General features: G+C 67.7%; 25 protein-coding genes. 7 read left to right on the forward strand and 18 right to left on the reverse strand.

What is annotated here, in order from left to right; all coding sequences use genetic code 11:
* Positions 1–88 precede the first annotated feature (88 nt).
* Entirely contained in the window at positions 89–1414 is a 1326-nt protein-coding gene (locus CFB82_RS21730; protein WP_089485256.1) for a leucine-rich repeat-containing protein kinase family protein, read from the forward strand.
* Between the two features lie 15 nt (positions 1415–1429).
* On the opposite strand, the gene CFB82_RS21735 is transcribed toward CFB82_RS21730, so the two are convergent.
* The 8 genes from CFB82_RS21735 to CFB82_RS21765 all read right to left on the reverse strand — a co-directional run bounded on the left by CFB82_RS21735 (position 1430) and on the right by CFB82_RS21765 (position 6874).
* Positions 1430–2059 (reverse strand): LysE family translocator, encoded by a 630-nt coding sequence (locus CFB82_RS21735; RefSeq protein ID WP_089485228.1) that lies wholly within the window; start codon positions 2057–2059, stop codon positions 1430–1432.
* Between the two features lie 99 nt (positions 2060–2158).
* The gene (locus CFB82_RS43325; RefSeq protein ID WP_166895179.1) at positions 2159–2332 is read right to left on the reverse strand and encodes a hypothetical protein; all 174 of its coding nucleotides are present in this window, start codon (positions 2330–2332) and stop codon (positions 2159–2161) included.
* A 31-nt stretch (positions 2333–2363) separates the two neighbouring features.
* Positions 2364–2810, reverse strand: coding sequence for a copper chaperone PCu(A)C (locus CFB82_RS21740; RefSeq protein WP_089485229.1), 447 nt, complete (start codon positions 2808–2810; stop codon positions 2364–2366).
* Between the two features lie 80 nt (positions 2811–2890).
* Complete coding sequence (gene copC / locus CFB82_RS21745; RefSeq protein ID WP_089485230.1) at positions 2891–3256, reverse strand: copper homeostasis periplasmic binding protein CopC; 366 nt, start codon at positions 3254–3256, stop codon at positions 2891–2893.
* Between the two features lie 302 nt (positions 3257–3558).
* Complete coding sequence (locus CFB82_RS21750; protein ID WP_089485231.1) at positions 3559–3936, reverse strand: DUF2946 domain-containing protein; 378 nt, start codon at positions 3934–3936, stop codon at positions 3559–3561.
* A gap of 92 nt (positions 3937–4028) precedes the next feature.
* Positions 4029–4523, reverse strand: a complete 495-nt coding sequence (locus CFB82_RS21755; RefSeq protein WP_089485232.1) for an SRPBCC family protein — start codon at positions 4521–4523, stop codon at positions 4029–4031.
* Positions 4524–4581: 58 nt separating this feature from the next.
* Positions 4582–4884, reverse strand: coding sequence for a 2Fe-2S iron-sulfur cluster-binding protein (locus tag CFB82_RS21760; protein WP_089426933.1), 303 nt, complete (start codon positions 4882–4884; stop codon positions 4582–4584).
* An 88-nt stretch (positions 4885–4972) separates the two neighbouring features.
* Positions 4973–6874, reverse strand: coding sequence for a sigma-54-dependent Fis family transcriptional regulator (locus tag CFB82_RS21765; RefSeq protein ID WP_089485233.1), 1902 nt, complete (start codon positions 6872–6874; stop codon positions 4973–4975).
* A gap of 379 nt (positions 6875–7253) precedes the next feature.
* Between CFB82_RS21765 and CFB82_RS44445 the strand changes: the two genes are divergently transcribed.
* Positions 7254–7529, forward strand: coding sequence for a DUF2964 domain-containing protein (locus CFB82_RS44445; protein WP_264163869.1), 276 nt, complete (start codon positions 7254–7256; stop codon positions 7527–7529).
* 241 nt (positions 7530–7770) lie between these two features.
* Positions 7771–8058, forward strand: coding sequence for a DUF1488 domain-containing protein (locus CFB82_RS21775; RefSeq protein WP_011354308.1), 288 nt, complete (start codon positions 7771–7773; stop codon positions 8056–8058).
* Between the two features lie 249 nt (positions 8059–8307).
* On the opposite strand, the gene CFB82_RS21785 is transcribed toward CFB82_RS21775, so the two are convergent.
* Positions 8308–9609: an NCS2 family permease gene (locus CFB82_RS21785; RefSeq protein ID WP_069252280.1), complete on the reverse strand. Its 1302-nt coding sequence runs from the start codon at positions 9607–9609 to the stop codon at positions 8308–8310.
* 140 nt (positions 9610–9749) lie between these two features.
* Here CFB82_RS21785 and CFB82_RS21790 point away from each other — a divergent pair, with 140 nt between their 5' ends.
* Together CFB82_RS21790 and CFB82_RS21800 are read left to right on the forward strand one after the other, a co-directional pair.
* Positions 9750–9944 (forward strand): hypothetical protein, encoded by a 195-nt coding sequence (locus CFB82_RS21790; protein WP_256990405.1) that lies wholly within the window; start codon positions 9750–9752, stop codon positions 9942–9944.
* A 452-nt stretch (positions 9945–10396) separates the two neighbouring features.
* Positions 10397–10675: a hypothetical protein gene (locus CFB82_RS21800; protein WP_089485234.1), complete on the forward strand. Its 279-nt coding sequence runs from the start codon at positions 10397–10399 to the stop codon at positions 10673–10675.
* Positions 10676–10835: 160 nt separating this feature from the next.
* Here CFB82_RS21800 and CFB82_RS21805 read toward each other — a convergent pair whose 3' ends face one another.
* From CFB82_RS21805 to CFB82_RS21830, 6 genes are all read right to left on the reverse strand, one after another.
* Positions 10836–11210, reverse strand: a complete 375-nt coding sequence (locus CFB82_RS21805) for a DUF2917 domain-containing protein (RefSeq protein ID WP_089485235.1) — start codon at positions 11208–11210, stop codon at positions 10836–10838.
* Positions 11211–11536: 326 nt separating this feature from the next.
* Positions 11537–11926 carry a DUF2917 domain-containing protein gene (locus CFB82_RS21810; protein WP_089485236.1) on the reverse strand — a complete coding sequence of 130 codons (390 nt, stop codon included), beginning with the start codon at positions 11924–11926 and terminating at the stop codon, positions 11537–11539.
* Positions 11927–12177: 251 nt separating this feature from the next.
* The gene (locus CFB82_RS21815; protein WP_089448157.1) at positions 12178–12465 is read right to left on the reverse strand and encodes a hypothetical protein; all 288 of its coding nucleotides are present in this window, start codon (positions 12463–12465) and stop codon (positions 12178–12180) included.
* Between the two features lie 79 nt (positions 12466–12544).
* Complete coding sequence (locus CFB82_RS21820; protein WP_069252278.1) at positions 12545–13450, reverse strand: metal-dependent hydrolase; 906 nt, start codon at positions 13448–13450, stop codon at positions 12545–12547.
* Between the two features lie 30 nt (positions 13451–13480).
* The gene (locus CFB82_RS21825) at positions 13481–15268 is read right to left on the reverse strand and encodes an SDR family oxidoreductase (protein WP_089485237.1); all 1788 of its coding nucleotides are present in this window, start codon (positions 15266–15268) and stop codon (positions 13481–13483) included.
* Positions 15269–15313: 45 nt separating this feature from the next.
* On the reverse strand, positions 15314–16213 hold the full coding sequence (locus CFB82_RS21830) for a M24 family metallopeptidase (RefSeq protein WP_089485238.1): 900 nt from the start codon (positions 16211–16213) through the stop codon (positions 15314–15316).
* A 507-nt stretch (positions 16214–16720) separates the two neighbouring features.
* Between CFB82_RS21830 and CFB82_RS21835 the strand changes: the two genes are divergently transcribed.
* Positions 16721–17998: a haloacid dehalogenase-like hydrolase gene (locus CFB82_RS21835; protein WP_089485239.1), complete on the forward strand. Its 1278-nt coding sequence runs from the start codon at positions 16721–16723 to the stop codon at positions 17996–17998.
* A gap of 102 nt (positions 17999–18100) precedes the next feature.
* Here CFB82_RS21835 and CFB82_RS21840 read toward each other — a convergent pair whose 3' ends face one another.
* The 3 genes from CFB82_RS21840 to CFB82_RS21850 all read right to left on the reverse strand — a co-directional run bounded on the left by CFB82_RS21840 (position 18101) and on the right by CFB82_RS21850 (position 21594).
* Positions 18101–18874: a slipin family protein gene (locus CFB82_RS21840; protein WP_089485240.1), complete on the reverse strand. Its 774-nt coding sequence runs from the start codon at positions 18872–18874 to the stop codon at positions 18101–18103.
* Positions 18871–20439 carry an NfeD family protein gene (locus tag CFB82_RS21845; protein ID WP_089485241.1) on the reverse strand — a complete coding sequence of 523 codons (1569 nt, stop codon included), beginning with the start codon at positions 20437–20439 and terminating at the stop codon, positions 18871–18873. The genes CFB82_RS21840 and CFB82_RS21845 overlap by 4 nt, the downstream gene beginning before the upstream one ends.
* A gap of 120 nt (positions 20440–20559) precedes the next feature.
* Positions 20560–21594 (reverse strand): AraC family transcriptional regulator, encoded by a 1035-nt coding sequence (locus CFB82_RS21850; RefSeq protein WP_011354321.1) that lies wholly within the window; start codon positions 21592–21594, stop codon positions 20560–20562.
* Between the two features lie 137 nt (positions 21595–21731).
* Between CFB82_RS21850 and CFB82_RS21855 the strand changes: the two genes are divergently transcribed.
* Entirely contained in the window at positions 21732–22865 is a 1134-nt protein-coding gene (locus CFB82_RS21855; RefSeq protein WP_023477775.1) for an acyl-CoA dehydrogenase family protein, read from the forward strand.
* Positions 22866–22981: the final 116 nt, after the last annotated feature.

The raw sequence follows: 22981 nt of genomic DNA on the forward strand, positions 1-22981 counted from the left end.
ACACATTGAAGGGATGCGCGCAGGCGATCCCGGTAGAATTCGGGCGATCGACCCGACGATCGTCGCAACCGCCACCCGTTTTCTCCGCGTGACACACACCCTCGACCAACTGCAGTCCGGCCAGCTCGCCGGCGCACGGCAACTCAAGCTCGCATGCGGGTTGACGGAATTCCCGCGCGAGATCTTCGATCTTGCCGACACGCTCGAAGTGCTCGACCTGACCGGCAATGCGCTGTCCGCGCTGCCGGACGACCTGCCGCGGCTGCACCGCCTGCGCATCCTGTTCGCGTCCGGCAACCGCTTTACTGCGTTCCCCGACGTGCTCGGCGCGTGCGGGCAGCTCGACATGATCGGCTTCAAGGCGAACCGGATTCAGACGGTGCCGAGCGGGTCGCTGCCGCGCGCGCTGCGCTGGCTGATCCTCACCGACAACGCAATCGACGCACTGCCGGCCGATATCGGCGATTGCTCGCGGCTGCAGAAGCTGATGCTCGCGGGCAACCGGCTGCGCGCGCTGCCGGCGGAGATGGCCGCATGCCGCGCGCTCGAACTGGTGCGACTGTCCGCGAACCGGCTGGACGCACTGCCCGACTGGTTGCTGCGCCTGCCGCGCCTCGCGTGGCTCGCCACCGCAGGCAACCCGTTCGGCGCCGCGCCGGAAGCCGCTGCGTCGGCCGGGCCCGAGGTCGCGGACGTCGACTGGGCATCGCTGGCATGCGAGCAGAAGCTGGGCGAGGGTGCGTCGGGCGTCATTTACCGCGCGCAGTGGCGTGTGGACGGGCATCCGCCACGGGCGGTCGCGGTCAAGCTGTTCAAGGGCGCGGTGACGAGCGACGGCCTGCCCGATTGCGAAATGGCCGCGTGCCTGCACGCCGGCCGCCACCCGAACATGATTCCGGTGATCGGCAAGGTAAGCGGGCATCCGGACGGCACGCACGGCCTCGTGATGGAACTGGTCGATCCCGCGCTCACGAATCTCGCCGGGCCGCCGAGCTTCGCGACCTGCACGCGCGACGTGTATGCGGCCGACGCGAGATTCACGCCGGTGGAGGCGGTGCGGATCGCGCATGGCATCGCGTCGGTGGCAGGCCATCTGCACGCATGCGGCATCATGCATGGCGACCTGTATGCGCACAACATCCTGCACGACGGCGCAGGCGGTGCGCTGCTCGGGGATTTCGGCGCGGCGTCGCTCTACGATGCGAACGATCGCACGCGCGCTGCCGGGTTCGAACGGCTCGAGGTGCGGGCGTTCGGCTATCTGCTCGGCGAGTTGCTCGAGCGATGCGAGCCGCGCACGTGGGCTGGCAGACACGCGCTCGATACGCTCGCGGTGGCTTGCCTGAACGAAGCAATCGATGCGCGGCCGTCGTTCGGCGAGATCGCGGCCGAGCTGGCCGCACACACGCGCTGACGGGCGCGCGTCAGCTTACGCCTGCCGCGCAGTCAGCAGCCTGATCCCCAGCCCGACGAACAGCAGCCCGCTCGCACGCTTGAGCGCACGCACCGCGCGGCTCATGCCGAAGCCGCGATGGAACCGGCGTACGCCGGCCGAATAGACGCTGTGAACGATCACCACCGTGCACGCGATCGTCGCGTACATCACGACGAATTGCAGCGCGAGCGGGCGGTCGTGCACGATGAACTGCGGCATGAACGCCGACAGGAAGATCATCGTCTTCGGGTTGCTGCCCGATACGAACAACGCTTCGCGGAACAGTTTCCCGCGGTCGGGCGCGGCGATTTCCGCTTCCCCGGTCGCAGCGGCGGCCTTGCGGTCGCCGCGCAACTGCCGGACACCCAGGAACATCAGGTACGCGGCACCGACCACCTTCATCGCGACGAACAGCGGCGGCATCGCGGCCAGCACCGCGCCGACGCCGAGCGCGACGAGTACTACGACCACCCCTTGCGCGACGAGGTTGCCCGCGATCGTCGCGGCCGTGCCGTGCGTGCCGTAGCGCACCGTGTTGCGGATGACGAGCAGCACGTTCGGCCCCGGCGACAGCGTCGTGACGAGATAGGCTGCGGCAAACAGCATCCAGGTCTGAATGGACATGCGGCGCTCCGAGAGGCGGTTCCGGCGGTCGGGATGAAGCGATGATGCCACGCCAATAATTGGTGCAGGCTTGCGCCGGAACCGTACCGTCGCGGTACGTCAGCTCGCGTCGCGCATGCAGTACGCCGGGATCGACGGCGGCGTATCGATCGCGGCGGGCCGCGTCATCCACGCGATCCACCCGGCCCATATGCCGCAGACGATCATCACGGCGACGTTCAGCGGCGTCCGGTAGCGGACGATCAGGTCGGCCAGCGGCAGGCGATGTTTCATGTGCATCTCCTTCGATCGGGGGCGGTGGACGTTACTGGCCGGCGTAGGTCGGCGCCTTGGCGTCGCAGGTCACGGACACCGTCGAGCCGTCCGCGAAATGCAGCCGGAACGGCACCTTCGCGCCGGGCGCGACGGCCTGGCGCGGTTGCTCCAGCATCACGTGATAGCTCTTCGGCTTGAAGGTCACCGTGCCGTGCGCGGGTACTTCGACTGCATCGACATGGACCATCTTCGCAGTGCTGCCGCTCGTTTGCGTTTCGTGCAGCATTGCCATCCCGTACGCCGGCGAGTCGAGGCCCGTCAGCGTGACGGGCGCGTCGCCGTCGTTCTTCAGCGTGAAGTAGCCGGACGACGGCACGGTTGCCGGCATCGCGCGAATCCAGCAGTTTTCTGCCTGCACGGCCGGCGCGGCGAACGTGGCGGAGGCTTGTAGCGCCAGCAGGGCGAACAGCAGGCCGGTCGGAATCGAGCGCTTCATGGGTGGTTTTCCTGATGGGTAGATGTAGCGGGAAACGGGGCGACGCGGCCGGTGCGGAACGCCGATGCGCATCGCGGACATCATTTCAGCGTGAACGCGTAGTGGCCTTGTGTGCGATGGCCGTCGCTGGCCACCGCGATCCACGCGACCGTATACGTACCGGCCATCAGATTGGTCAGCGCGACCTGCATGCGTTTCCGGTTGCCTGCATCGACGGACGATTTCCCGTCGACGACCGATTGCCCATGGCTGTCGGTGACGGCGATCGAGCTGAAAGCGGGCTCGAGCGCTTCGCTGAAACCGATCGTGACCGCGTGCGGCGCGACCGAAAGCGTGGTGTCGGCGGCGGGTGTCTGCGTCTTCGGGAGCGCGTGGGCCTGGGCGGCCTGGAAGACGATGAAGCCGAGCGCGGTGAGCGCGCCGCGAACGAAAGAGGTGGTATTCATGGTCGAGTGTGCGAGTAGCGAATCGGATGGAGCAACACGGATTCGACGGACGGATGCACGAGCCCCCTCGCAGCAGCACCGGTGGCGGCTGGCACCAGCGCGAACGTGTGCGGCCGGACGCTCGCCCGCGAGCGAATGTCGGCGCGACGGTACGAACCGGAAGCAGCCAGCCGCACGCACGGCACGACGCCGCGCGCAATACGGTGACACATGATCGTCCTTCGAAACGTGACAGGTCGCGCACGCCGGCGGCGTGCGCGGGCCACGCAATGCTTCATGGCATCACGGGCATTGACGACGAATCAGGACGCGATCGGAGGGGCGCGCGGTTGCGCGGCCGTGAGCGGCAGCGCGCGGCGCAGGCTGTCGAAGCGGGTCGCTTCGCGATGCTGAATGACGTGCACGTTGGCCGCGAACGTCAGTTCGGGCGCGGGCAGTGCAGGTGTGTGAGCAAGCAGGCTGCAATAGCCGCATGCCTGGAGGTGGGCCGTCAGGCTCTTCCGTGACGAATCGGCGGCGCGCTCGCCGGTGGCCGGCGCGGCCGTGCAGTAGCCGGCCAGCAGCGTATCGACGCGCTGCTGCGTCGTCAGTGCCTGCGAGATCGTCGGCGCGAGCGCCGTCATCAGGATGGCGAGCATCCCGATCAGACTGCCGATCTTCCGGAGGCGACGACTCAGCATGCGATGTGCGGCGACGTACAGGCGACGATGGAGCGGATTATGCCACGCACGTCGCTTCGCATGTCGGCCCGGACGTGCGGCGTGGCGGCGCGCTACGCGTGCTTCGCCAGGTATTTCGTGATCAGCATCATCTGCGCGGCCCAGCCCTGGTCGTTCATCTCGCGTGCCTTCGCGCGGCGGGCTTCGATCAACTGATCGAAGCCCGTTTCGGTGACCGTGAGCAGCGTGCCGCCAGCCTGCGCGGCGAGCGCGAACGTGACGAGCGTCATCGGCTCGGACGAGTAGTCAAAATTCGGATCGATCGCGAACGGATGCCAGCGAAACGAGAACAGTTGCTTCGGCTCGATGCGATCGACAACGATTTCGAACACAGTGCCTGCATACGGTTCTTGCGCCTTGGCGACGTCGTCGTCGACACGCGTCGGCGTGATGCGGCCGAACAGCGGCTGGCCGGCCGCGAACGGCCCGTCGAACGTGACGCCGAACCACTGGCCGAACTCGCCGGAGTTGCTGACGGCTTCCCACACGCGGTCGGGCGACGCGTTGAGCTGGGCCTGTTTTTCAATGCGATCGGTTTGCTGGGTCATGACGTTCTCCACTCAGGATCAAGCTTTGCCGGACGGCGCGCGCGAGCGCGCGCCGCGTCTAGTCGAGCATGACCGCGTCGGGCACGTCGAGCACGAGGTCCGACGTCGCGACGGCCACGCACGGCAGCGTATAGCCGTCGGCCTTTTCCTCGCGGCTCAGCCCCGGCCATTCGATCGTGTAGCGCACGCTGCCGCTGACGATCCGGCAAAGGCAGCTTCGGCACGTGCCGTTGCGGCACGAGCGCGGCAGCGACACGTGCGCGAACGCGGCAGCTTCGAGCAGCGTCAGCGAATCGGGCGCATCGAAGGTCGCGCCGAGCGGCTCGATGCGCACGAGGGGAAGGTGTTCCGGGTCGGTCATGGCGGAGGCAGGGACGGGCGGCGGTTCGGCGGCAACGCGCCAAGCATACCCGAACGTGCTGGCGGCCGGCGCCGGCCGGCCGCCGGCGTCAATGCCGGCGCAGGTGCCGGTACACGGTATTGCGGGCGAGACCGAGCTCGCGCGCGGCCGCCGACACGTTGCCGCCATGCCGCGCGAGCACGGCATCGATCACCGCGGCCTGATGGCTTTGCAGCGTCGTGCCTTCGCGCGTGCCGGCCGATGCGGCCGGCGTTGCGGTGGGCGCCGCCGGTGCGTCGTCGCAATCGAGCCAGAAATCGTCGGGCAAATGGGCGAGCGTGATTTCCGCTTCGTCTTCCGCGAGCATGCCGGCCGTGCGCAGCACGTTGGTCATCTGGCGCAGGTTGCCGGGCCAGCGGTGGCGCGTGAACGCGTCGAGCACGTCGGCCGCGATGCGGCGCGGCATCGGTTCGCTGCGCGCGAGCCGCGCGAGAATCCGCTCGACGAGCGCGGGCAGGTCGGTGCGTGCGGCGAGCGCCGGCAGCGTGACCGCGAGCCCGTTGATCCGGTAGAACAGGTCTTCGCGGAACGTGCCTTCCGCGATCATCGCGCGCAGGTCGCGGTGGGTCGCGCAGACCACGCGCACGTCGACCGGCACCGCGCGTGCGCCACCGAGCGGCATCACTGCGCGTTCCTGCAGCACCCGCATCAGCCGGACCTGCTGCGCGAGCGGCATGTCGCCGATTTCGTCGAGAAACAGCGTGCCGCCGTCGGCCTGCACGATCTTGCCGGGGCTGCCGCGCTTGCGTGCGCCGGTGAATGCGCCGTCCTCGTAACCGAACAGCTCGGCCTCGATCAGCGAATCGGGCAGCGCCGCGCAGTTGACCGCGACGAACGGGCCGTCCGCGCGCGGCGATGCCTGGTGCAGGGCGCGCGCGAGCCATTCCTTGCCGGTGCCGGTCTGGCCGAGGATCAGTAGCGGCAGGTCGCGCCCGCGGATCTTCGCGACGCGTTCGAGCACGGCGGCCATGCGCGCGTCGCCCGTGTCGAGCGTCGCGAACGTGATCGTGTCGGGGTCCGGCGTGCGCACCCGTGCGGCTGGCGCGGGCGGCGTGACGGCGACGGTGGTCTTGTGCGCTTCCGCGAATTCGCAGCGCGCCAGCACGCGTACGCCGGTCGACAGCGTGAGGCGGAACATCGCACCGGGCGCACGTGCCGCCTGTTGCGCGAGCTGGCCGAAGCGCATGCCGAACAGCGCGTCGCTGGCCTGATGCTGCAGTGCGTCGAACGATGCGCCGAGCTGGAATTGTGCGCTGCGGTTCGCGGCGATCAGCCCGCCGTCGGGGCCGAACGCGACGAGCCCGGCGAACAGCGAATCGACGCATTCCTCGTGCGCATGAAAGCGCAGCCGCAACGCTTCCGCGCACTGGTTCGCGAACAGGTGGTTCTCGATCAGTTGCGCGGACATCCGCACGAGCGCGAGCGTATGCGGGCTCGAGCCGCGCGGGTCGCCGCTGACGTCGAGCGTGCCGAGCGTGCGGCCGAACGGGTCGAAGATCGGTGCGCACGAGCAGGTGAGGATGTGATTTGCGCGCAGGAAGTGTTCGGACCCATGCACGGCGACGGCCTGGCCCGATGCGAGCGCGGTGCCGATTGCGTTGGTGCCGCGTGCGCCTTCCGCCCACGACACGCCGGTACATAGTGCGACGCGGTTGGCTTTCTCGATGAAGTCCGCGTCGCCGATGCTGTGCAGGATCACGCCGTCGGCGTCGGTCAGCAGCACGAGGCTTTGCGTGTCGGCAATCTGCGCGTGGAGGTTCTCCATCACCGGGCGCGCGTGCGAGAACAGTGCGTGATTCGTGTCGAGCAGTTCGCGCAGCGCGACGCGCGACAGCGGCGAGAAATCCGGGCGTTCGTGCGCACGCAGGCCGACCGCGGTCGAACGCGCATGCGCCTGCGCGAGCAGGTCGGTGCGACCCGCGGTGGCGGGCAGCACGAAGGGTTGCGGCATGACTTGTCTCCTGTCGACCCGAGTTAGCGCTTTAGCGCTTACTCGGGTCCCATGCTTCGCGGTCGGTCCCAGTTGGCGCTTCAGCGCTTACTGGGACCCCATGCTTCGCGATCGACAGCAGTCAGCACTTCTACCGCTGTCCCATGCTTCGCGGTCGAGCCCGGTCAGCATTTCAACGCTCACTCAGGCCCCATGCTCCTCGAAATCGGCCGATCCGGCGCACGCCTACGCACTGAAATCCTCGACGGATTTCCGCCTTCGCGTGCGGCGCACCATCGGTGTGCGACCGGCAACCATCCGGGTACGCATCATCATACAAGCGCCGCGTACGAAGCGCGACCGCGAACAAAATCCGCTTGCTTTTAAATGCCCGCCTGCAATGATGGAAATGGAGCACGCACGCGCCGTGTTCCGCATTGCAACATGCATGCGACGCGACATGCATCCGTTCGGGAGACGCATCATGGTTCGGACGGAACTGAGAGTCGTGCTGGCGGCCATCGCCACCTTCATCATGCTGGGCGGCATCGCCGTGGCGATCCACGGGCTGCTGTTCGATCTGACCGATGCGGTGCGATACGGGGCGGCCGCGATCGCGGTGGGCGCCACGACTGCTGCCATCGCGCTCAACGTCTGGCCGAACGACCCTCACTGACGCCGTTTCCGAAACGGTGCCGGATGCCGCGCATGATCAGATGAAATGCGCGTCGGAACGACGCACGCCGGAAAATTTGTCTCCTGCGCGAAACCGTCTAAAGTGGAAATCAACCGGCATGCATTGTCCGCGCCTATCCCCGCGGGCCGTGCCTCCGCCGGCGAGCCCGCGTACACTTCGTCCGGCCGGTAGCGGACGACGGACGCGGTCATTCGTTTTCTACCGGTCGAGGCGGCTCCCAATGCAGATCCATTTCACGAACGAGAAGCCCGAGTATTCGGGGCGCGACTTGATGCTGGCGTTCACGGCGTTGGTCAATGGCGAGCGCGTCCAATGTCAGATCACCGCCGAGGCGCTGGAAGATCACTTCGGCGCGGCGTCGCCGCGCTTCGAGGACATGGTCGGCGCGTTCGACCAGCACCGCGACCGTATCGAGGCGGCTGCGCGGCGCCTGCTGTCGGAGACGCGCGCGCAATGCGTGACGCTGCGCAGCGGCTACGTCCGCTTCTACGAGGCCAACTGGCGCTGACGACACGACGCTCGTCTTGCGGCGCAGGTCGCTGAACGCTGCGCACGCGAAGACGTTGCCTTGCACGCAATGCCGTTCGGCGGGGCCGGGCGGCATTTTCGTATGCGGGCCGCGCCGGATTGGCCGAGCGTCGGTATCGCCGTGCGTGTCGCTTCTTAAGGATCGCAGAAGAATCGTCCGAAAACGGAAACGCCACCCGAAGGTGGCGTTTTTTCATCGTGCATCATGCAGCGCGCCGAAGCGCCGCCGTCATTCGCTGCCGAGATAGAAGAAGCGGAACAGGAACACGGCGGCGATGAGCCACACGATCGGCTTGACCGAGCGGGCCTGGCCCGTCAGCAGCTTGAGGCCGCCGTACGCGATGAAGCCGAATGCCACGCCGTTCGCGATCGAGTACGTGAACGGCATCAGCAGTGCGGTCAGCGCGGCCGGCACGGCTTCCGTTGCATCGTCCCACGGCACCTCGACCATCTCGCGCAGCATCAGGCACGACACGTACAGCAGTGCCGGTGCCGTCGCGTATGCCGGCACGACGCCGGCGAGCGGCGCGATGAACAGGCACGCGAGGAACAGCACCGCGACGGTGATGGCCGTCACGCCGGTGCGGCCGCCGGCCTGCACGCCCGATGCGCTTTCGATATACGCGGTGGTCGACGACGTGCCGAGCACCGAGCCAGCGACGATCGCCGTGCTGTCGGCGAGCAGCGCCTTGTTCAGGCGGTTCATCTTGCCTTCGACGAGCAGGCCCGCGCGGTTCGCGACGCCCATCAGCGTGCCCGTCGCGTCGAACAGCTCGACGAGGAAGAACACGAGGATCACGTTGATGATGCCGGTCGACAGCGCGGCGCCGATGTCGAGCTTGAACAGCGTCGCGTCGATCGACGGCGGCGCGGAGAACACGCCGTGGAACTGGTTGTCACCGAAGAAGAACGACAGGACCGTGACGCCGATGATGCCGATCAGGATCGCGCCGCGCACGCGCAGGTGGTCGAGCGTGACGATCGTGAAGAAGCCGACGATCGCGAGGATCGTGTCGTGCTTGTGCAGGTCGCCCAGCGTGACGAGCGTGGCCGGGCTGCCGACGATCACGCCCGACGTCTTCAGCGAGATGATGCCGAGGAACAGGCCGATACCGGCGGTGATCGAGATCCGCAGCGATTTCGGAATGCCGTTGACGATCGCCTCTCGTACGCGGAACAGCGTGACGAGCAGGAACAGGCAGCCGGAAATGAACACCGCGCCGAGCGCGGCCTGCCACGTGAAGCCCATCCCCTTGACGACCGTGTACGCGAAATACGCGTTCAGGCCCATGCCGGGCGCGCATGCGATCGGGTAGTTCGCGTACAGCCCCATGATGAGCGACGCCAGCGCCGCGACGAGGCAGGTCGCGACGAACACGGATTCCTTCGGCATGCCGGCGTCGCCGAGGATTGCGGGGTTGACGAAGATGATGTAGGCCATCGTCAGGAACGTGGTGACGCCCGCGAGTATTTCGGTGCGGAAGTCGGTGCCGGCTTCAGCGAAGCCGAAATACCGCTTGATGGATTCCATGAAGGCGTTTCTCCGGTCGGTTGTCGTGTTGCTTGTTGTGCCGAATTGTTGTAAAGGCAGCGCGGCCGGCGTACTGTAACCAGCCACTATTGCCCGGCTATCGGCGGATTGTAATAGCGCGGATAGCTTGGACGATATAGTTGGAGGGCACGATCGACAGATCGATCGGCTGCCTGCGCGCGAACGGTCTGGTAGCCCGGCCGCGCGACGAAGGCGCGCATTTTACCGGTTCGGGCGGAGCGGGCCGGAAGAAATGGCTCAAACGGGAGCGGGATGCGCGAAGCACGCCGGCCGATGCGCGCGCAACGGCATGCAAGACGGCACGCGCGGTGTAGCGCGCGTGGCCGGTGCGGGATGACATCGGACTGAAACGGAGCGCCCGCATGCTGCACGAACGCGGTGCAGGCAGCGCAGGTGCGCGAATGCACGTGCGCGGCCGGTACGGATGGCCGGCAGCGGCGTGCGGCGGCCATCCGTCAGTCCAGGCGGGTGCAGAGATCGGGCTATCGTGCGCCGAAGCCGTCCCGTCCGCAACTGTCATTTCGTGATGCGGGTGGCGACTGTGGTTTCTGTGTAAAAGATTGCAAGACCCCATCGCATAAACCGGCAAGTCTTTCTAGGATAGATACACCGCGCATGCACACGCCGGCTGGTAATTGCCGACGCGGGGGAGTCGCAGTCCGTGCAGGCCGGGCGGTGAAGTGCGGTCAAGGCCGTTGCGTGTTCGGGCAGGCACGGCCGCTTGCGATTGCCCGATGCGGGTTCGTCCGTAATCACGGAGGTCAGCATGTTGAACTGGATCAGCCGTTGGGCGATGCGACACGCCCCCACGCCGGAAAAAACCGCTGCGTCGATGCTCGTGACGGCGCGCATGGAACTGTTCGCTGCCGAACAGCGCGTCATCGACGCGAAATTACAAGCGGATTACTGGCGCACACGTGTGTCATTCCTGGAAGAGGTGCAGAAGCAGGGCATCGATCCGTGGGTGACCTCGCAGGCATCGCAACGTCCCGACCTCGAGTCCACTCCACGAAGCACGGGCCCGCGTCTCGCCGCCAGCACCTGATGCACCTGCTGCATCCCGTCGCTGCGCACGGCGCGCGATCGGTCGCGGCGCGCACCGGCGTGCCGCGTCATTCGATGCGCACCTGCGGCGCGTTACGCCGCGGGTGCGTCCGTTTTCGGTCGCGGCCGTTCCGCGTCTCGCGTGCCTGACGGCGCGTCGCTCATCCACTCGTTCTCCCTGCCCCGAAGAGCAAACGTTGCACTTGCGCGAGCATGCGCCGGAAGCGCTCGCCGCGACGCACGTATGCCGTCGTGAGCGTGGCTTCGGCCGACCGGTCGGCGTCGGTGCCGAGCCAGATGCGCTCGCCGCGTGCGATGCGCAGCACGTCGCCGGGCTGCACCCAGTAATCGTCGACGCACGGCGGGCGCGTGACCCACAGCGCCGCGCCATGCGCGCGGAGCTCCGCGTCCCGCGGCGCGCGCCACGTCAGTGTCGTACGCGGCGCGACCGGGAAACGGATCACGACAGTCGGTAACGCGATCGTGCCGGCGCAGCGCCGATCGGAACGGTCAAACAGCGGGCTTGCCTGGTCCATCGTCTTCTCCATTCAGTGAGCCGGACGGATGACGCGCACCAGAACAAAAAGGCCTCATCCGTTTCCGGTGAGGCCTTGTGTGACATGCGGTACTGCTCGACTGCTAACGCACACGCGCCTCCCGTGAACCATTCTTTCGAATGTTCATCGAGAAATGAATCGCGGCGGCGATGAGCGTGTACGTAGGCATGCGAACGAGTTTGTCTGCGTGGAACGGCGTTGTCAACGATAATTTTCGGGATAGGCGGGCGCGATGCATCGACGAGCGCGCCCGGCATTTCGTGGCGCCGCTGCGTACCCGCATGGCGTGCGTAGCGGTGCGTTCGTCATGATCGACTTCGACTTCGACTTCGACTTCGTTCAAGCAGCAAGCTGCGCATTCGTGCGAGCACATGCGCGAGCCACGCGCCGCGACTCATCGCGTACGCGGTCGTGATCGATGCTTCGGCCGGACGGTCGTCGTCGGTGCTCATCCAGATGCGATCACCGCGCCGCACGCGCAGCACGTCGCCGGTTCGTATCCAGTAATCGTCGACGCTGCCCAGCCGCGTGACCCACAGCGTCGCGTCGTGCACGCGGATCTCGGCGTCGTTTTGCGCGCACCATGTCAGCGTCTCGCGCGGCGCGACCGTGAATTGCATCACGACCCGCGGCAATGCGATCGCATCGGTGCGGCACCGATCGGGGCAGACAACCAGCCGGCTTGCTTGGTCCATCGTCATCTCCATCCGTTGAGCCGGGCGGGATGACGCGCACCAAAACAAAAAGGCCTCATCCGTTTCCGGCGAGGCCTTGTGACATGCGCAACTGAATCTCGATGCTAACGCACAAGCGCCTCCGGTGACCGCCACGCATGGGCGTTCACTCGGTTTTTATTCGCGATGGCGACTGGCTTGAGCATAGGCATGCGAATGAGTGTGTCGTGGCAGCGCAGCGATGTCAACGGATATTTCGAGATACGTGGCGGTCACGCGTCGCGTTGCGCGAGCCCGTTCACGAGCAGCTCGGACAGCAGGCCCGTCATCCCCTCCGGGTGCGTGGCCGCACGTGCCTTGAGCTGTTCGACGAGTTCTGCGTTGAGCTTGCAGGCGAACGGCACGAGGCCCTGTTCCTGGTCGAGCTTGCGCTGCGCGCGGCGGTCGAGCTTGGCGGTGTCTTCGGCACCCTTGCCGAAACGCGCGGAGCTGGATTGCTTCAGCGCGTGCGTCAGCTTGAGCGCCTTGTTCTTTTCGAGATCGGTTTTCTTCATGGCCATCGCGGCACCTCCGGGAAATTGAAGCCGCGATTGTACGCATTTCGGCGGGCGCCGCCGGCCGAGCCGGCAGGAAACCCGGTCAGGCGCCCTTCGTCGTACCCCAGTTGCCGCCGTGCGCGGCCGCCTGTGCGGCCGGCGAGCGGGCGAGATAGGCGAGCGCCTGTTCGGTCGAGCCTTCGTGGTGCGGCGTATAGCTCGGCTTGAAATAGCGCAGCGCCGCGCCGATCACCTTCCAGAACGACGGCAGGTGCCCGCGCCGCGAGCCTTGCCACCACGCGAGCACGAACCCCGGGTAGCGGCCGGCGGCCGGGTCGCGCCGGTACATGAACTTCGCGCCCGTCGTGATGTAGTAGAGCAGCAGCAGGATCACGAACGCCATGTGCACGCAGCGCTCCGGATAGGTGCCGCCCAGGTGCCGGTAGATGTCGAACGCGACCGTGCGGTGCTCGACTTCCTCCGCGCCGTGCCAGCGCAGCAGGTCGACCATCGTCGGGTCGGCCTTTCCTTCGTCGAGCCCGTGCGCGTTGAGCACCCAGTTGCCGAGATAGCCGAAGAAATGCTCGAGCGACGCGATCACCGCGAGCTGCTGGCGCAGCCAGAAGCGCGTGTGGCCGATCTTCAGCCCGAGCGGCTGTTCGCCGAGCACGCGCGTGAAGAGGCGATTGAGCTTCTGCGTGAACGGTTTCGTGTCGATCCCGTGCCGGTCGTAGTAGTGCTTGAGCACGCCGCCGTGCGAACGCGAATGCACGGCTTCCTGCCGCAGGAAACCTTCGGCCTCGTCGCGCAGCCGCGCATCGGTGATCAGCGGCAACGCCTTGTTGTACACGCGGCAGAACCACAGCTCGCCTTCCGGGAACAGCAGGTTCAGCGTGTTGATGATGTGCGTGCTGCCTGGGTCGTTCGGCACCCAGGTAATCGGCGTGTCGCTGAAGTCGAACTTCACGTGCCGGGCCTTGATCTTGTGATAGTCGGCGGTATCGGTCATCTGTGTCTCCCTGTGCGGCGTCGTGCGCCGTCAATGCGATGCCATGCTGACGCGGGCGATCATCCGGCCGAGCCACGGCATGAAGCGGCCGACGAAGCGCATCGCGTGCGCCTCGCCGCCGACCGCGACGACGGGGCGGTTGCGCAGCACGCCGTCGACCATCGCCTGCGCGACGGTTTCGGGTTTCAGGCCGCGCATCTGGTACAGCTTCGTCGCGCGCTTGCGCAGCCGCGCTTCGTCCTGTGCGTTGGCGCCCGCGTATTGCGTCGACGCCATGATTCCGGTCTCCGCGAAGCCGGGGCACACGGCCGTCACACCGATGCTTTTTTCCGCGAGTTCCGCGCGCATGCATTCGCTGAGCATCAGCACGGCGGCCTTCGTCGTCGCATACGCGGGCAGGTCGCGCGACGGCCCGAACGCGGCGGCCGATGCGGTGTTGACGATGTGCCCGCCGGTGCCGCGCGCGGCCATCTGCTGCGCGAACAGCCGCGAGCCGTGGATCACGCCCCACAGGTTCACGTGCAGGATGCGCTCCCAGTGCCGCGTGCTCGTGTCGAGGATGCCGCCGGCCATGCCGATGCCCGCGTTGTTGATCACGACGTCCGCGCCGCCGAGTTCGCTGCCGACCCACGTCGCCAGTGCTTCCATTTCGTCGGCGGACCCGACGTCGACCCGCTTCGCGTGCGCTTGCGCACCGGTGAGCCCGATCAGCAGCGCGGTGCGTTCGGCGCTCGCGAGATCGATGTCGCACGCGACGATCGTCGCGCCTTCGCGGGCGAATGCGAGCGCCGCGCAGCGGCCGATGCCGCTGCCCGCGCCGGTCACCACCGCGACCTTGCCGCTGAAGCGGCCGCTCGTGGCGCGGCGGCGCGCGTTCGCGAGCGCGGGCGGTTCGTTGCCCGATTCGACCGCGTCGATCAGTTGCCCGGCGAGCGCCGCGAAGCGTGTCGGATCGGCGAGCGGCAGCCAGTGGCCGGCCGCGACTTCACGGCGGTAGTACTGCGGCACCCAGCGCGACAGGTTCTCGGACAGTGCCGGGCTCACGTATTTGTCGCCGAGCGGCACGATCGTCTGCACCGGCGCATGCGCGTAGCGTTCGCGCGGCGCGAACAGGCAGCGGATGAAGTTCGCGCGATAGAGGCGCACGCCGCGCGCGCCGTCGTCGGCCTGCGTCGGGCGCGGCGCGGCGGGCGTTTTCTCGAGCCGGCGCAGCAGGCGGGGCCACGCGCGGCCGAGCCACAGCCGCCAGCCGAGCTCGGGGATGAACGGCAGGTGGAACAGGTACACGTACCACGACCGCAGGAGCTGGCCGCCGAGCTTGCCGAGCGACGCGGGCGTCGGGCGCAGCACGCGTTCGCGCAGCCAGAAGCCGACATGGTCGAGGCACGGCCCCGAGCACGACGTGTACGACGCGATGCGGCCGGCGAGGCGCGGATCGGTGACGAATTCCCAGCCCTGGATCGAGCCCCAGTCGTGCGCGACCAGGTGCACGGCGCGGCCGGGGCAGAGCGCGTCGATCACCGCGACGAAGTCGTCGGTCAGCTTCGCGAGGTGGTAGTCGGCGGTGCGCTGCGGCACGCCGGACAGGCCCGCGCCGCGCACGTCATATGCGATCACGTAGTGCTTGCGCGCGAGCAGCGGCGCGACGTGCTGCCAGACGCTGCTGTCGTCGGGATAGCCGTGCACGAGCACGACCGGCGAGCGGGCCGGGTCGCCCCAGGTCTTGACCGCGAGCGTCAGGTCGCCGGAGGCGACCGCCGTTTCGCTATGAACCGATTCGAACAGGGCCAGCGGCGCTTCGTCGGAAAGAGGCTGCATCGTGAGTCCGTCGTTCAGGGAGTCGGGAAGAAGGGCGCGTTCGGGTCAGGCGGCGGCCGGCACGGTCGCGACGGCCTGCGTGCGCTCGGCCTGGCGGCGCTGCCAGCGGCGCACGTGCGGCAGGTCTTCGTCGAGCCAGTACGCGTCGTCTTCGGTGATGACGAGCAGCTCTTCGAATTTCGCGCCGACGCCGGCGAAGCCGAGATGCGGCTCGACGGCCCACAGGCCCGGCACCGGCGCATGCTCGGAGCGGCGGTCGATCGACCACAGCGGCGACCAGCCTTGCTGTTTCGCCGCGCGGCCTTGGTCGAGCAGCAGGTTGCGCGTCGCGTTCAGCCCGAAGCGTGCGACGAAGCGCGGCTTCGACAGCTTGTGGATCTTCGCGACGCGATGCGCGAGCACCTTGAACGGATAGGCCTTGTGGCGCGGCTCGACGCCCTGGCGGCGGCACAGCGCGTCGACTTCCTGCGCGACTTCGGCCATCGGCCGGCGTGCCTTCACGAGCCGCACGATCATGTCGCGATGATCCATCAGGTCGTCCTGCAGCTGGTCGAGGATCGGGTTGCGGCCGAGGCAGTGCGCGTAGCCGACGTCGGCCACGATGCCGTCGAGCACCGGCGCGACGTCGAGGATCACCGGCATGTCGGTTTCGAGCTGGCGGTTGCTCGGGAAGAACGCGAGATTGAAGCCGCCCATGTGCTTGAGGCCCGAGAAGCCCTCGAACGCGGTGCGGTCGCCGAACCATGCGAACGGCTTGTGCAGCCAGTCATGCACGCCGTTGTCCTGCAGCCATTCGGTCAGCAGGCGCGCGGCTTCCTTTTCGGTGATGCCGGGGTAGAGCATCGCGCCGACGGTTTCGACGCAGCGATACGCCAGCTGCTGGACCGCACGGAATTGCGGCAACTCGTCGAGGTGGACTTCCGGCAGCGGGTGGTGGTCGGCCATGATGCGTCTCCGTTGGGGGCGCTGATCTGGAATGCACCGCCGGCGTCACCGTCACGGGTTATTCAGTCAGCATTTAATGTGTCATTGAATGATGTAATGATCATAGACGGTTCCGGTGCGCGCGCCAGCCCCCCCAAGGGTGAGGATTTGTCCTAATGAAGGGCCGAAGTGGAGTGGAAACTCTAGATTTCCGGAAGTTGGGCCGGACGGCCCCCTGCGCACCCGTCCGGGTCGGGGGCACAGGCCGGGATCGTCACGAGCCGTCTGCCGGCGCCGGCCCGGATGGCCGCGCGCGCGGCCGCCTTGTGACGGTGCGACATGTCGCGCCGGATCAACTCCCCGTCGTGTCGCGACGTGACGCTGTCAAATTGCCGAAATAATTTCGTCACATCATTCGCCCCCGGTTCGGAGCCGTCCCGGCTTCGCCGCGCCGATCGGCGGCCGGTGCGCGGTGAGCCGCGCGGAATAGCGACTGAAACCGATTCGACATTTCCAGGGAGAGAGACCATGCAACGCCGCCAGTTCATGAATACCCTTGCCGCGGCGACCGCCGCGACATCGCTGATGCTCAAGGCCGGCACGGCCGGCGCGAAGAGCGCAGCCGTGCCGGATGCGCTGGACCCGGGCCGCTGGTCGCCGTTCAACGCCGCGCGCCTGCAGGCGGTGCTCGACCAGCATGGCGTCGCGAGCGCGCACTACGACGACAAGCGCCGCCCGTACGCGGTGTTCGACTGGGACAACACGTGCATCATGAACGACTGCGAAGAGGCGCTGCTGATGTACCAGATCAACCATCTGCAGTACAAGCTGACGCCGGCCGAATTCGTCGACGTGATGTGGAAGGACGTGCCGAAGGGCGCCTTCATGAAGGACTACGCGACGGTGGACGGCAAGCCGGTGACGATGGAAGACCTCGCGGCCGACATCGAATCCGACTATCGCTGGCTCTACGCGAACTACCAGGGATTCGGCGGCGACAAGAGCATCGACGAGATTCGCGAGACCGATCAGTTCAAGGATTTCCGCGCGAAGCTGTACTTCATGTACGACGCGATCTGCGACACGCATCCGCTCGAGATCGGCTACAAGTGGATCATCTATTTCTACAAGAACATGACGACCGCCGAGCTGCAGGCGATGGCGGAAGCGTCGAACAACTACGGCATCGGCGACGCGTTGCGCAAGGTCCGCTACGAAAGCCCGAAGACGCTGCCGGGCAAGGCCGGCGTGGTGGCCGACACGCATTTCCACGGCATTCGCATACATGAGGAAATCCGCGCGGTGATGCATACGCTGCGCGCGAACGGCATCGACGTGTACGTCAGCACGGCGTCGCTCGACGATGTCGTGCGCGTGTTCGCCGGCAATCCGAACTATGGCTACGGCGTGCCGCCCGGGAACGTGATCGGCTTGCGTCTCGACATGCGGGACGGCAAGTACACGAGCACGTATCCGGCCGGCTGGCATTTCAACTGGGGGCCCGGCAAGACGGTGGGCATCCGCAACGTCCTCGCGTCGAAGAAGGGCTACGGCCCGCTGCTGGTGTTCGGCGACAGCGACGGCGACGCGTGGATGCTGCGCGACTTCAAGGACACCGCGGCCGGCGTGATCGTCAACCGGATGAAGAAGGGCGAGATCGGCGCGGACAGCAAACTCGCGGCCGAACAGATCGGCCAGTCGGACGCGCGCTTCCTGCTGCAGGGCCGCGACGAGCACACGGGCCTGATGATCCCGGACGAGAAGTCGATCAAGTACGGCAAGACCGAGCGCAAGCTGCTGGCTTGACGTGCGCTGGGCGCTGGGCGCCGGGCGCCGGGCGCCGGGCCGCCGCGGCTTCGCGGCCAGCGGGATCGATGGCCGCGCCGCGCGGGCCGGAACACGAGCGTCTCAGCGCTCGCGCGGCGAGCCCAACCGCTCCAGCAACGCCCCCAGCAGATCGATCGGCAGCGGAAACACGATCGTCGAGTTCTTGTCGGCCGCGATCGTCGTCAGCGTCTGCAGGTAGCGCAACTGCATTGCCTGCGGCTGCAGCGCAAGCCGCTGCGCGGCCTGCAACAGCTTCTCCGACGCCTGCAATTCGCCTTCCGCGTGAATCACCTTCGCGCGCCGCTCGCGCTCGGCCTCGGCCTGCCGCGCGATCGCACGGATCATCGTTTCGTTGAGGTCGACGTGCTTGATCTCGACCGTCGACACCTTGATCCCCCACGCGTCGGTCTGCGCGTCGAGCGTCTTCTGGATATCGGCGTTCAACTGTTCGCGCTCGGCGAGCAGCGCATCGAGGTCGTGCTTGCCCAGCACCGAGCGCAGCGTCGTCTGCGAGAGCTGGCTCGTCGCGTCGAAGAAGCGCGCGACCTGGATCACGGCCTTCTCCGGATCGACGACGCGGAAATACACGACGGCATTCACCTTGACCGACACGTTGTCGCGCGTGATCACGTCCTGCGGCGGCACGTCGAACACGACGGTGCGCAGGTCGATGCGCACGACCTGCTGGACGATCGGGATGATCAGCACGAGCCCCGGCCCCTTTACCTTCCAGAACCGGCCGAGCATGAACACGACGCCGCGCTCGTATTCGCGGAAGATGCGGATCGACGATGCTACGAGCACCACGACGAAGACGATCAGGACGCTGCTGAAGCCGAACGTGTAACCCATCATGTTGGTTCTCCCTGGTGTTGTTGTTCCTGCGTCGGCATGTCGTAGAGCGGCGCGACGGTGAGCAGCAAGCCGTGGCGGCCGGTGACACGCACGCGGCAGCCCGCGGCGAGCGGTACGCTGCTCGCGACGCGCCAGCGCTCGCCATGCACGCGCACCCAGCCCGCGGCGGACGGCGCGGCGCCGGCCGCACCTTGCGGCTGGTCGGCCAGCAGGCCGTCGTCGAGCACCTCGCCGATGCTGCCGACCATCGCCTCGGCGCCCGTTACGACCGGGCGGCGGCGCGCGCGCAGCGCGACGCTCGATACGCCCGCGACGAGCAGCCCGCCGCCGAGCGCGAGGCTCGCGATCACGGGCCACGGAATCCCGTAGCCGGGCACGTCGGTGTCGATCAGCATCAGCGCGCCGATCGTGAACGACACGATCCCGCCGAAGCCGAGCACGCCGAAGGTCGGCAGGAACGCCTCGGCGACCAGGCAGCCGAGACCGAGCAGCACGAGGCCGAGGCCCGCATAGCTGATCGGCAGCAACTGCATCGCGAACAGCCCGACCAGCAGGCAGATCGTGCCGGCGACGCCCGGCAGCACGAAGCCGGGGTTCGCGAACTCGAAGAACAGGCCGTAGATGCCGATCGTCAGCAGGATCAGCGCGACGTTCGGGTCGGCGATGATCGCCAGGAAGCGGCTGCGCCAGTCGGGCTCGACCACGACGAGCGGCGCATGCGCGGTCGCGAGCCGCACCGTGCCGGCAGTGGTGGTCACGGCGTGGCCGTCGAGCTGGCGAGCGAGGTCGGCCGGATCCTGCGCGATCAGGTCGACCACATGCTGCGCACGCGCCTCGCTTGCCGACAGGCTCACGGCCTCGCGCACCGCGCGCTCGGCCCACTCGGCATTGCGCCCGCGCAACTGCGCGAGGCCGCGGATATACGCGGAGGCGTCCTGCATCGCCTTGCGGATCTCGGTCGATTGGGTATCGGTCGGCAGCGCGACCGCGGTGGCGGACGCATCGGACGCCCCTGACGCCCCTGGGGTGCCGGCCGGCGCACGCGGTGCGGCGGGGTTCCCGCCCGGCGGCGCGGCGCCGCCGATGCCGAACTGCACGGGCGACGCCGCGCCGAGATTGGTGCCGGGCGCCATCGCCGCGAAGTGGCTCGCATAGACGATGTAGGTGCCCGCGCTCGCGGCCCGCGCGCCGCCCGGCGCGACGAACGCGGCGACCGGCACCGGCGAGCCGAGGATGGCCTTGATGATCTGCCGCATCGACGTGTCGAGGCCGCCGGGCGTGTCGAGCTGCAGGATCGCGAGCGGCGCGTGCTGGCGGGCCGCGCGGTCGAGCGAGCGCACGATGAAGTCGGCGCTGGCCGGGCCGATCGCGCCGTTGATCGGGATCACGACCACCGGGTGAGTGGCGGCGGGCGCTTCGGCAGGCGACGGTGCAGCGAGAGCGGCACACACGACGAGCAGCGCCGCGAACAGCGCGGCGCGTGCGACCCGCGCGGACAGCGGGTGACGAGGGTGGCCGCCGGGCGTGGCAGGCGCCGACGGCGGCCCGTGACGGTGAAAGTGCATCGAGACGTCCGGGCGGCGCGCGGCCGCGTGTCGTCCGGTGGCGGAAAGGGCGTGGGCCCGATGCTTAAAGATTAGGCGGTTTCGGCACAAAGCGCGAAGCGACGGCCGTGCCGGCCGGTTTCAGCTCGCGCCGCCGCCCCGCGCGAGCACTTCGTCGCGATAGTCGGCCGGGCTGCGTCCGCTCCATTTGCGGAACGCGCGGTAGAACGCACTCGGTTCCGCGAAACCGGTGGCAGCCGCGACGTCGGCGATCGTGCGCGCGGGGTCGGCCAGCGCCTCGAACGCCAGATCGCGCCGCAGCGTGTCCTTGATCGACTGGTATGCGTGGCCTTCCTGGTGCAGCTTGCGGCGCAGCGTCGCCTCGGCCACGTGCAGCCGCGCGGCCATCCCGCCCGCGCCCGGCCACGCGGCGGGCGGCATTCCGCGCAGCACCGCGCGCACGCGCTGCGCGAGCGCGTTCGGGTTGCGGTACTTGACGATGAAGCTCGCCGGCGCGTTGCGCAGGAACGTCTTCAGCGTCTTCGCGTTCTGCACGACCGGCAGCGTCGCGAATTCGGGATCGAAATCGACATACGAATCAGGCTCGTTGAAGCGCATGTCGTCACAGAACATCGACGGGTATTCGTGGTCGGCGGGCGGCGTGTCGCAGCGGAAGCTCGCATGCAGCAGCGGGATGCGCCGCCCGATCAGCCAGCAGGTGAGCCCGTAGACGATAATGAAATAGGTCGCGTACGTGAACATCGCGGGCGTCGCGCCGTTGTTGCGGTGCACGAAGCGCAGCCGAACGCGCTGCGGATTCGCGTCGAGCTCCGCGTGCAGGTCGTCGAGCACGCAGTGCATGAAATTCACCGCGCGCGCCATCGCGTGCAGGCCGTCGCGCGCGGACAGCGCCGCCTGGCTCATCGCGATGAAGCTGCCGCTGCGCATCGGGTGGCGATCCTGCCCGAAAAACTCGTCGTCGAGCGTGCGCGCGATCGCGTTCCACAGCGCGCCGTATTGCTGCGCGGACACGCGGGCGCGCGGCTGCCCGAGCAGCGCGGGCGCGATGCCGGCCTGCGCGAGCAGCGGCTCGGCCGCGACGCCGCGCCGCGTGGCCAGCGCGACGCTGTAAGCGACGAGACTGATCGCGACGGTTCCCTTGTCTTCCTGCTTCATCCGTGCCGCCGGTGTGGCAAAAACGCTCAGTGTAAATGAGCGACGCGAGCATCGAACAGTCGCGCCTGCTTGCCTACACTTGTTGCATCGAAACGCAAGGACGGTCGCGCCCGGCGGCCGCGGGAGACAGCAGCACCATGGACGAGCTTTACACCGAAGACCAGCGGATGATCCGCGACGCCGCGCGCGCGTTTGCCACCGAGATGCTGGCGCCGAACGCCGCGCAGTGGGACCACGATGCGCACCTGCCCGACGCGATCGTCGCGCAGCTCGGCGAACTCGGCCTGCTCGGGATGATCGTGCCGCAGGAGCTGGGCGGCTCGTATACGGACTACGTGGCCTACGCGCTGGCGATGGAAGAGGTCGCCGCCGGCGACGCCGCGTGCGCGACGATGATGAGCGTGCACAACTCGGTCGGCTGCGGGCCGATCCTCGGCTTCGGCACGCCCGCGCAGAAGGATCGCTGGCTGGCCGACATGGCGGCTGGCCGCGTGATCGGCGCGTTCTGCCTGACCGAGCCGCATGCCGGCTCCGAGGCGAACAACCTGCGTACGCGTGCGGAACTGCGCGACGGCAAATGGGTGCTGAACGGCGCGAAGCAGTTCGTGACCAACGGCCAACGTGCCGGCGTCGCGATCGTTTTTGCCATGACCGACCCGGAAGCCGGCAAGCGCGGCATTTCCGCGTTCCTGGTGCCGACCGACACGCCGGGCTTCATCGTCGGCAAACCCGAAAAGAAGATGGGCATCCGCGCGTCGGATACGTGCCCGATCACGTTCGAGAACTGCGCGATTCCGGAAGAGAACCTGCTCGGCAATCGCGGCGAAGGGCTGAAGATCGCGCTGTCGAATCTTGAGGGCGGGCGTATCGGCATCGCCGCGCAGGCGCTCGGCATCGCGCGCGCCGCATTCGACAAGGCGCGCCGCTATGCGGGCGAGCGCGTGCAGTTCGGCAAGCCGATCGCCGAGCACCAGGCGATCCAGCAGAAGCTCGCCGACATGGCCGTGCAGATCAACGCCGCGCGCCTGCTCGTGCATCACGCGGCGAAGCTGCGCACGGCCGGGCTGCCGTGCCTGTCGGAAGCATCGCAGGCGAAGCTGTTCGCATCGGAGATGGCCGAGCGCGTGTGCTCGGACGCGATCCAGATCCACGGCGGCTACGGCTACCTGGTCGATTACGAAGTCGAGCGCCACTATCGCGACGCGCGCATCACGCAGATTTACGAAGGCACCAGCGAAGTGCAGCGGATGGTGATCGCGCGGCAGCTTTGAGCCGTGGCGGTTATCCCGGCGACGACATCACGCAGGGCACGAGGGCAGCGCGGCGAACGCGGCACGCAACGACGTGACCGTGCGCCGCAACGGAGGCAACCGGGCATGGGCTGCAG

The organism is Burkholderia sp. HI2714 (genome assembly GCF_002223085.1).
Classification (GTDB): domain Bacteria; phylum Pseudomonadota; class Gammaproteobacteria; order Burkholderiales; family Burkholderiaceae; genus Burkholderia; species Burkholderia lata_D.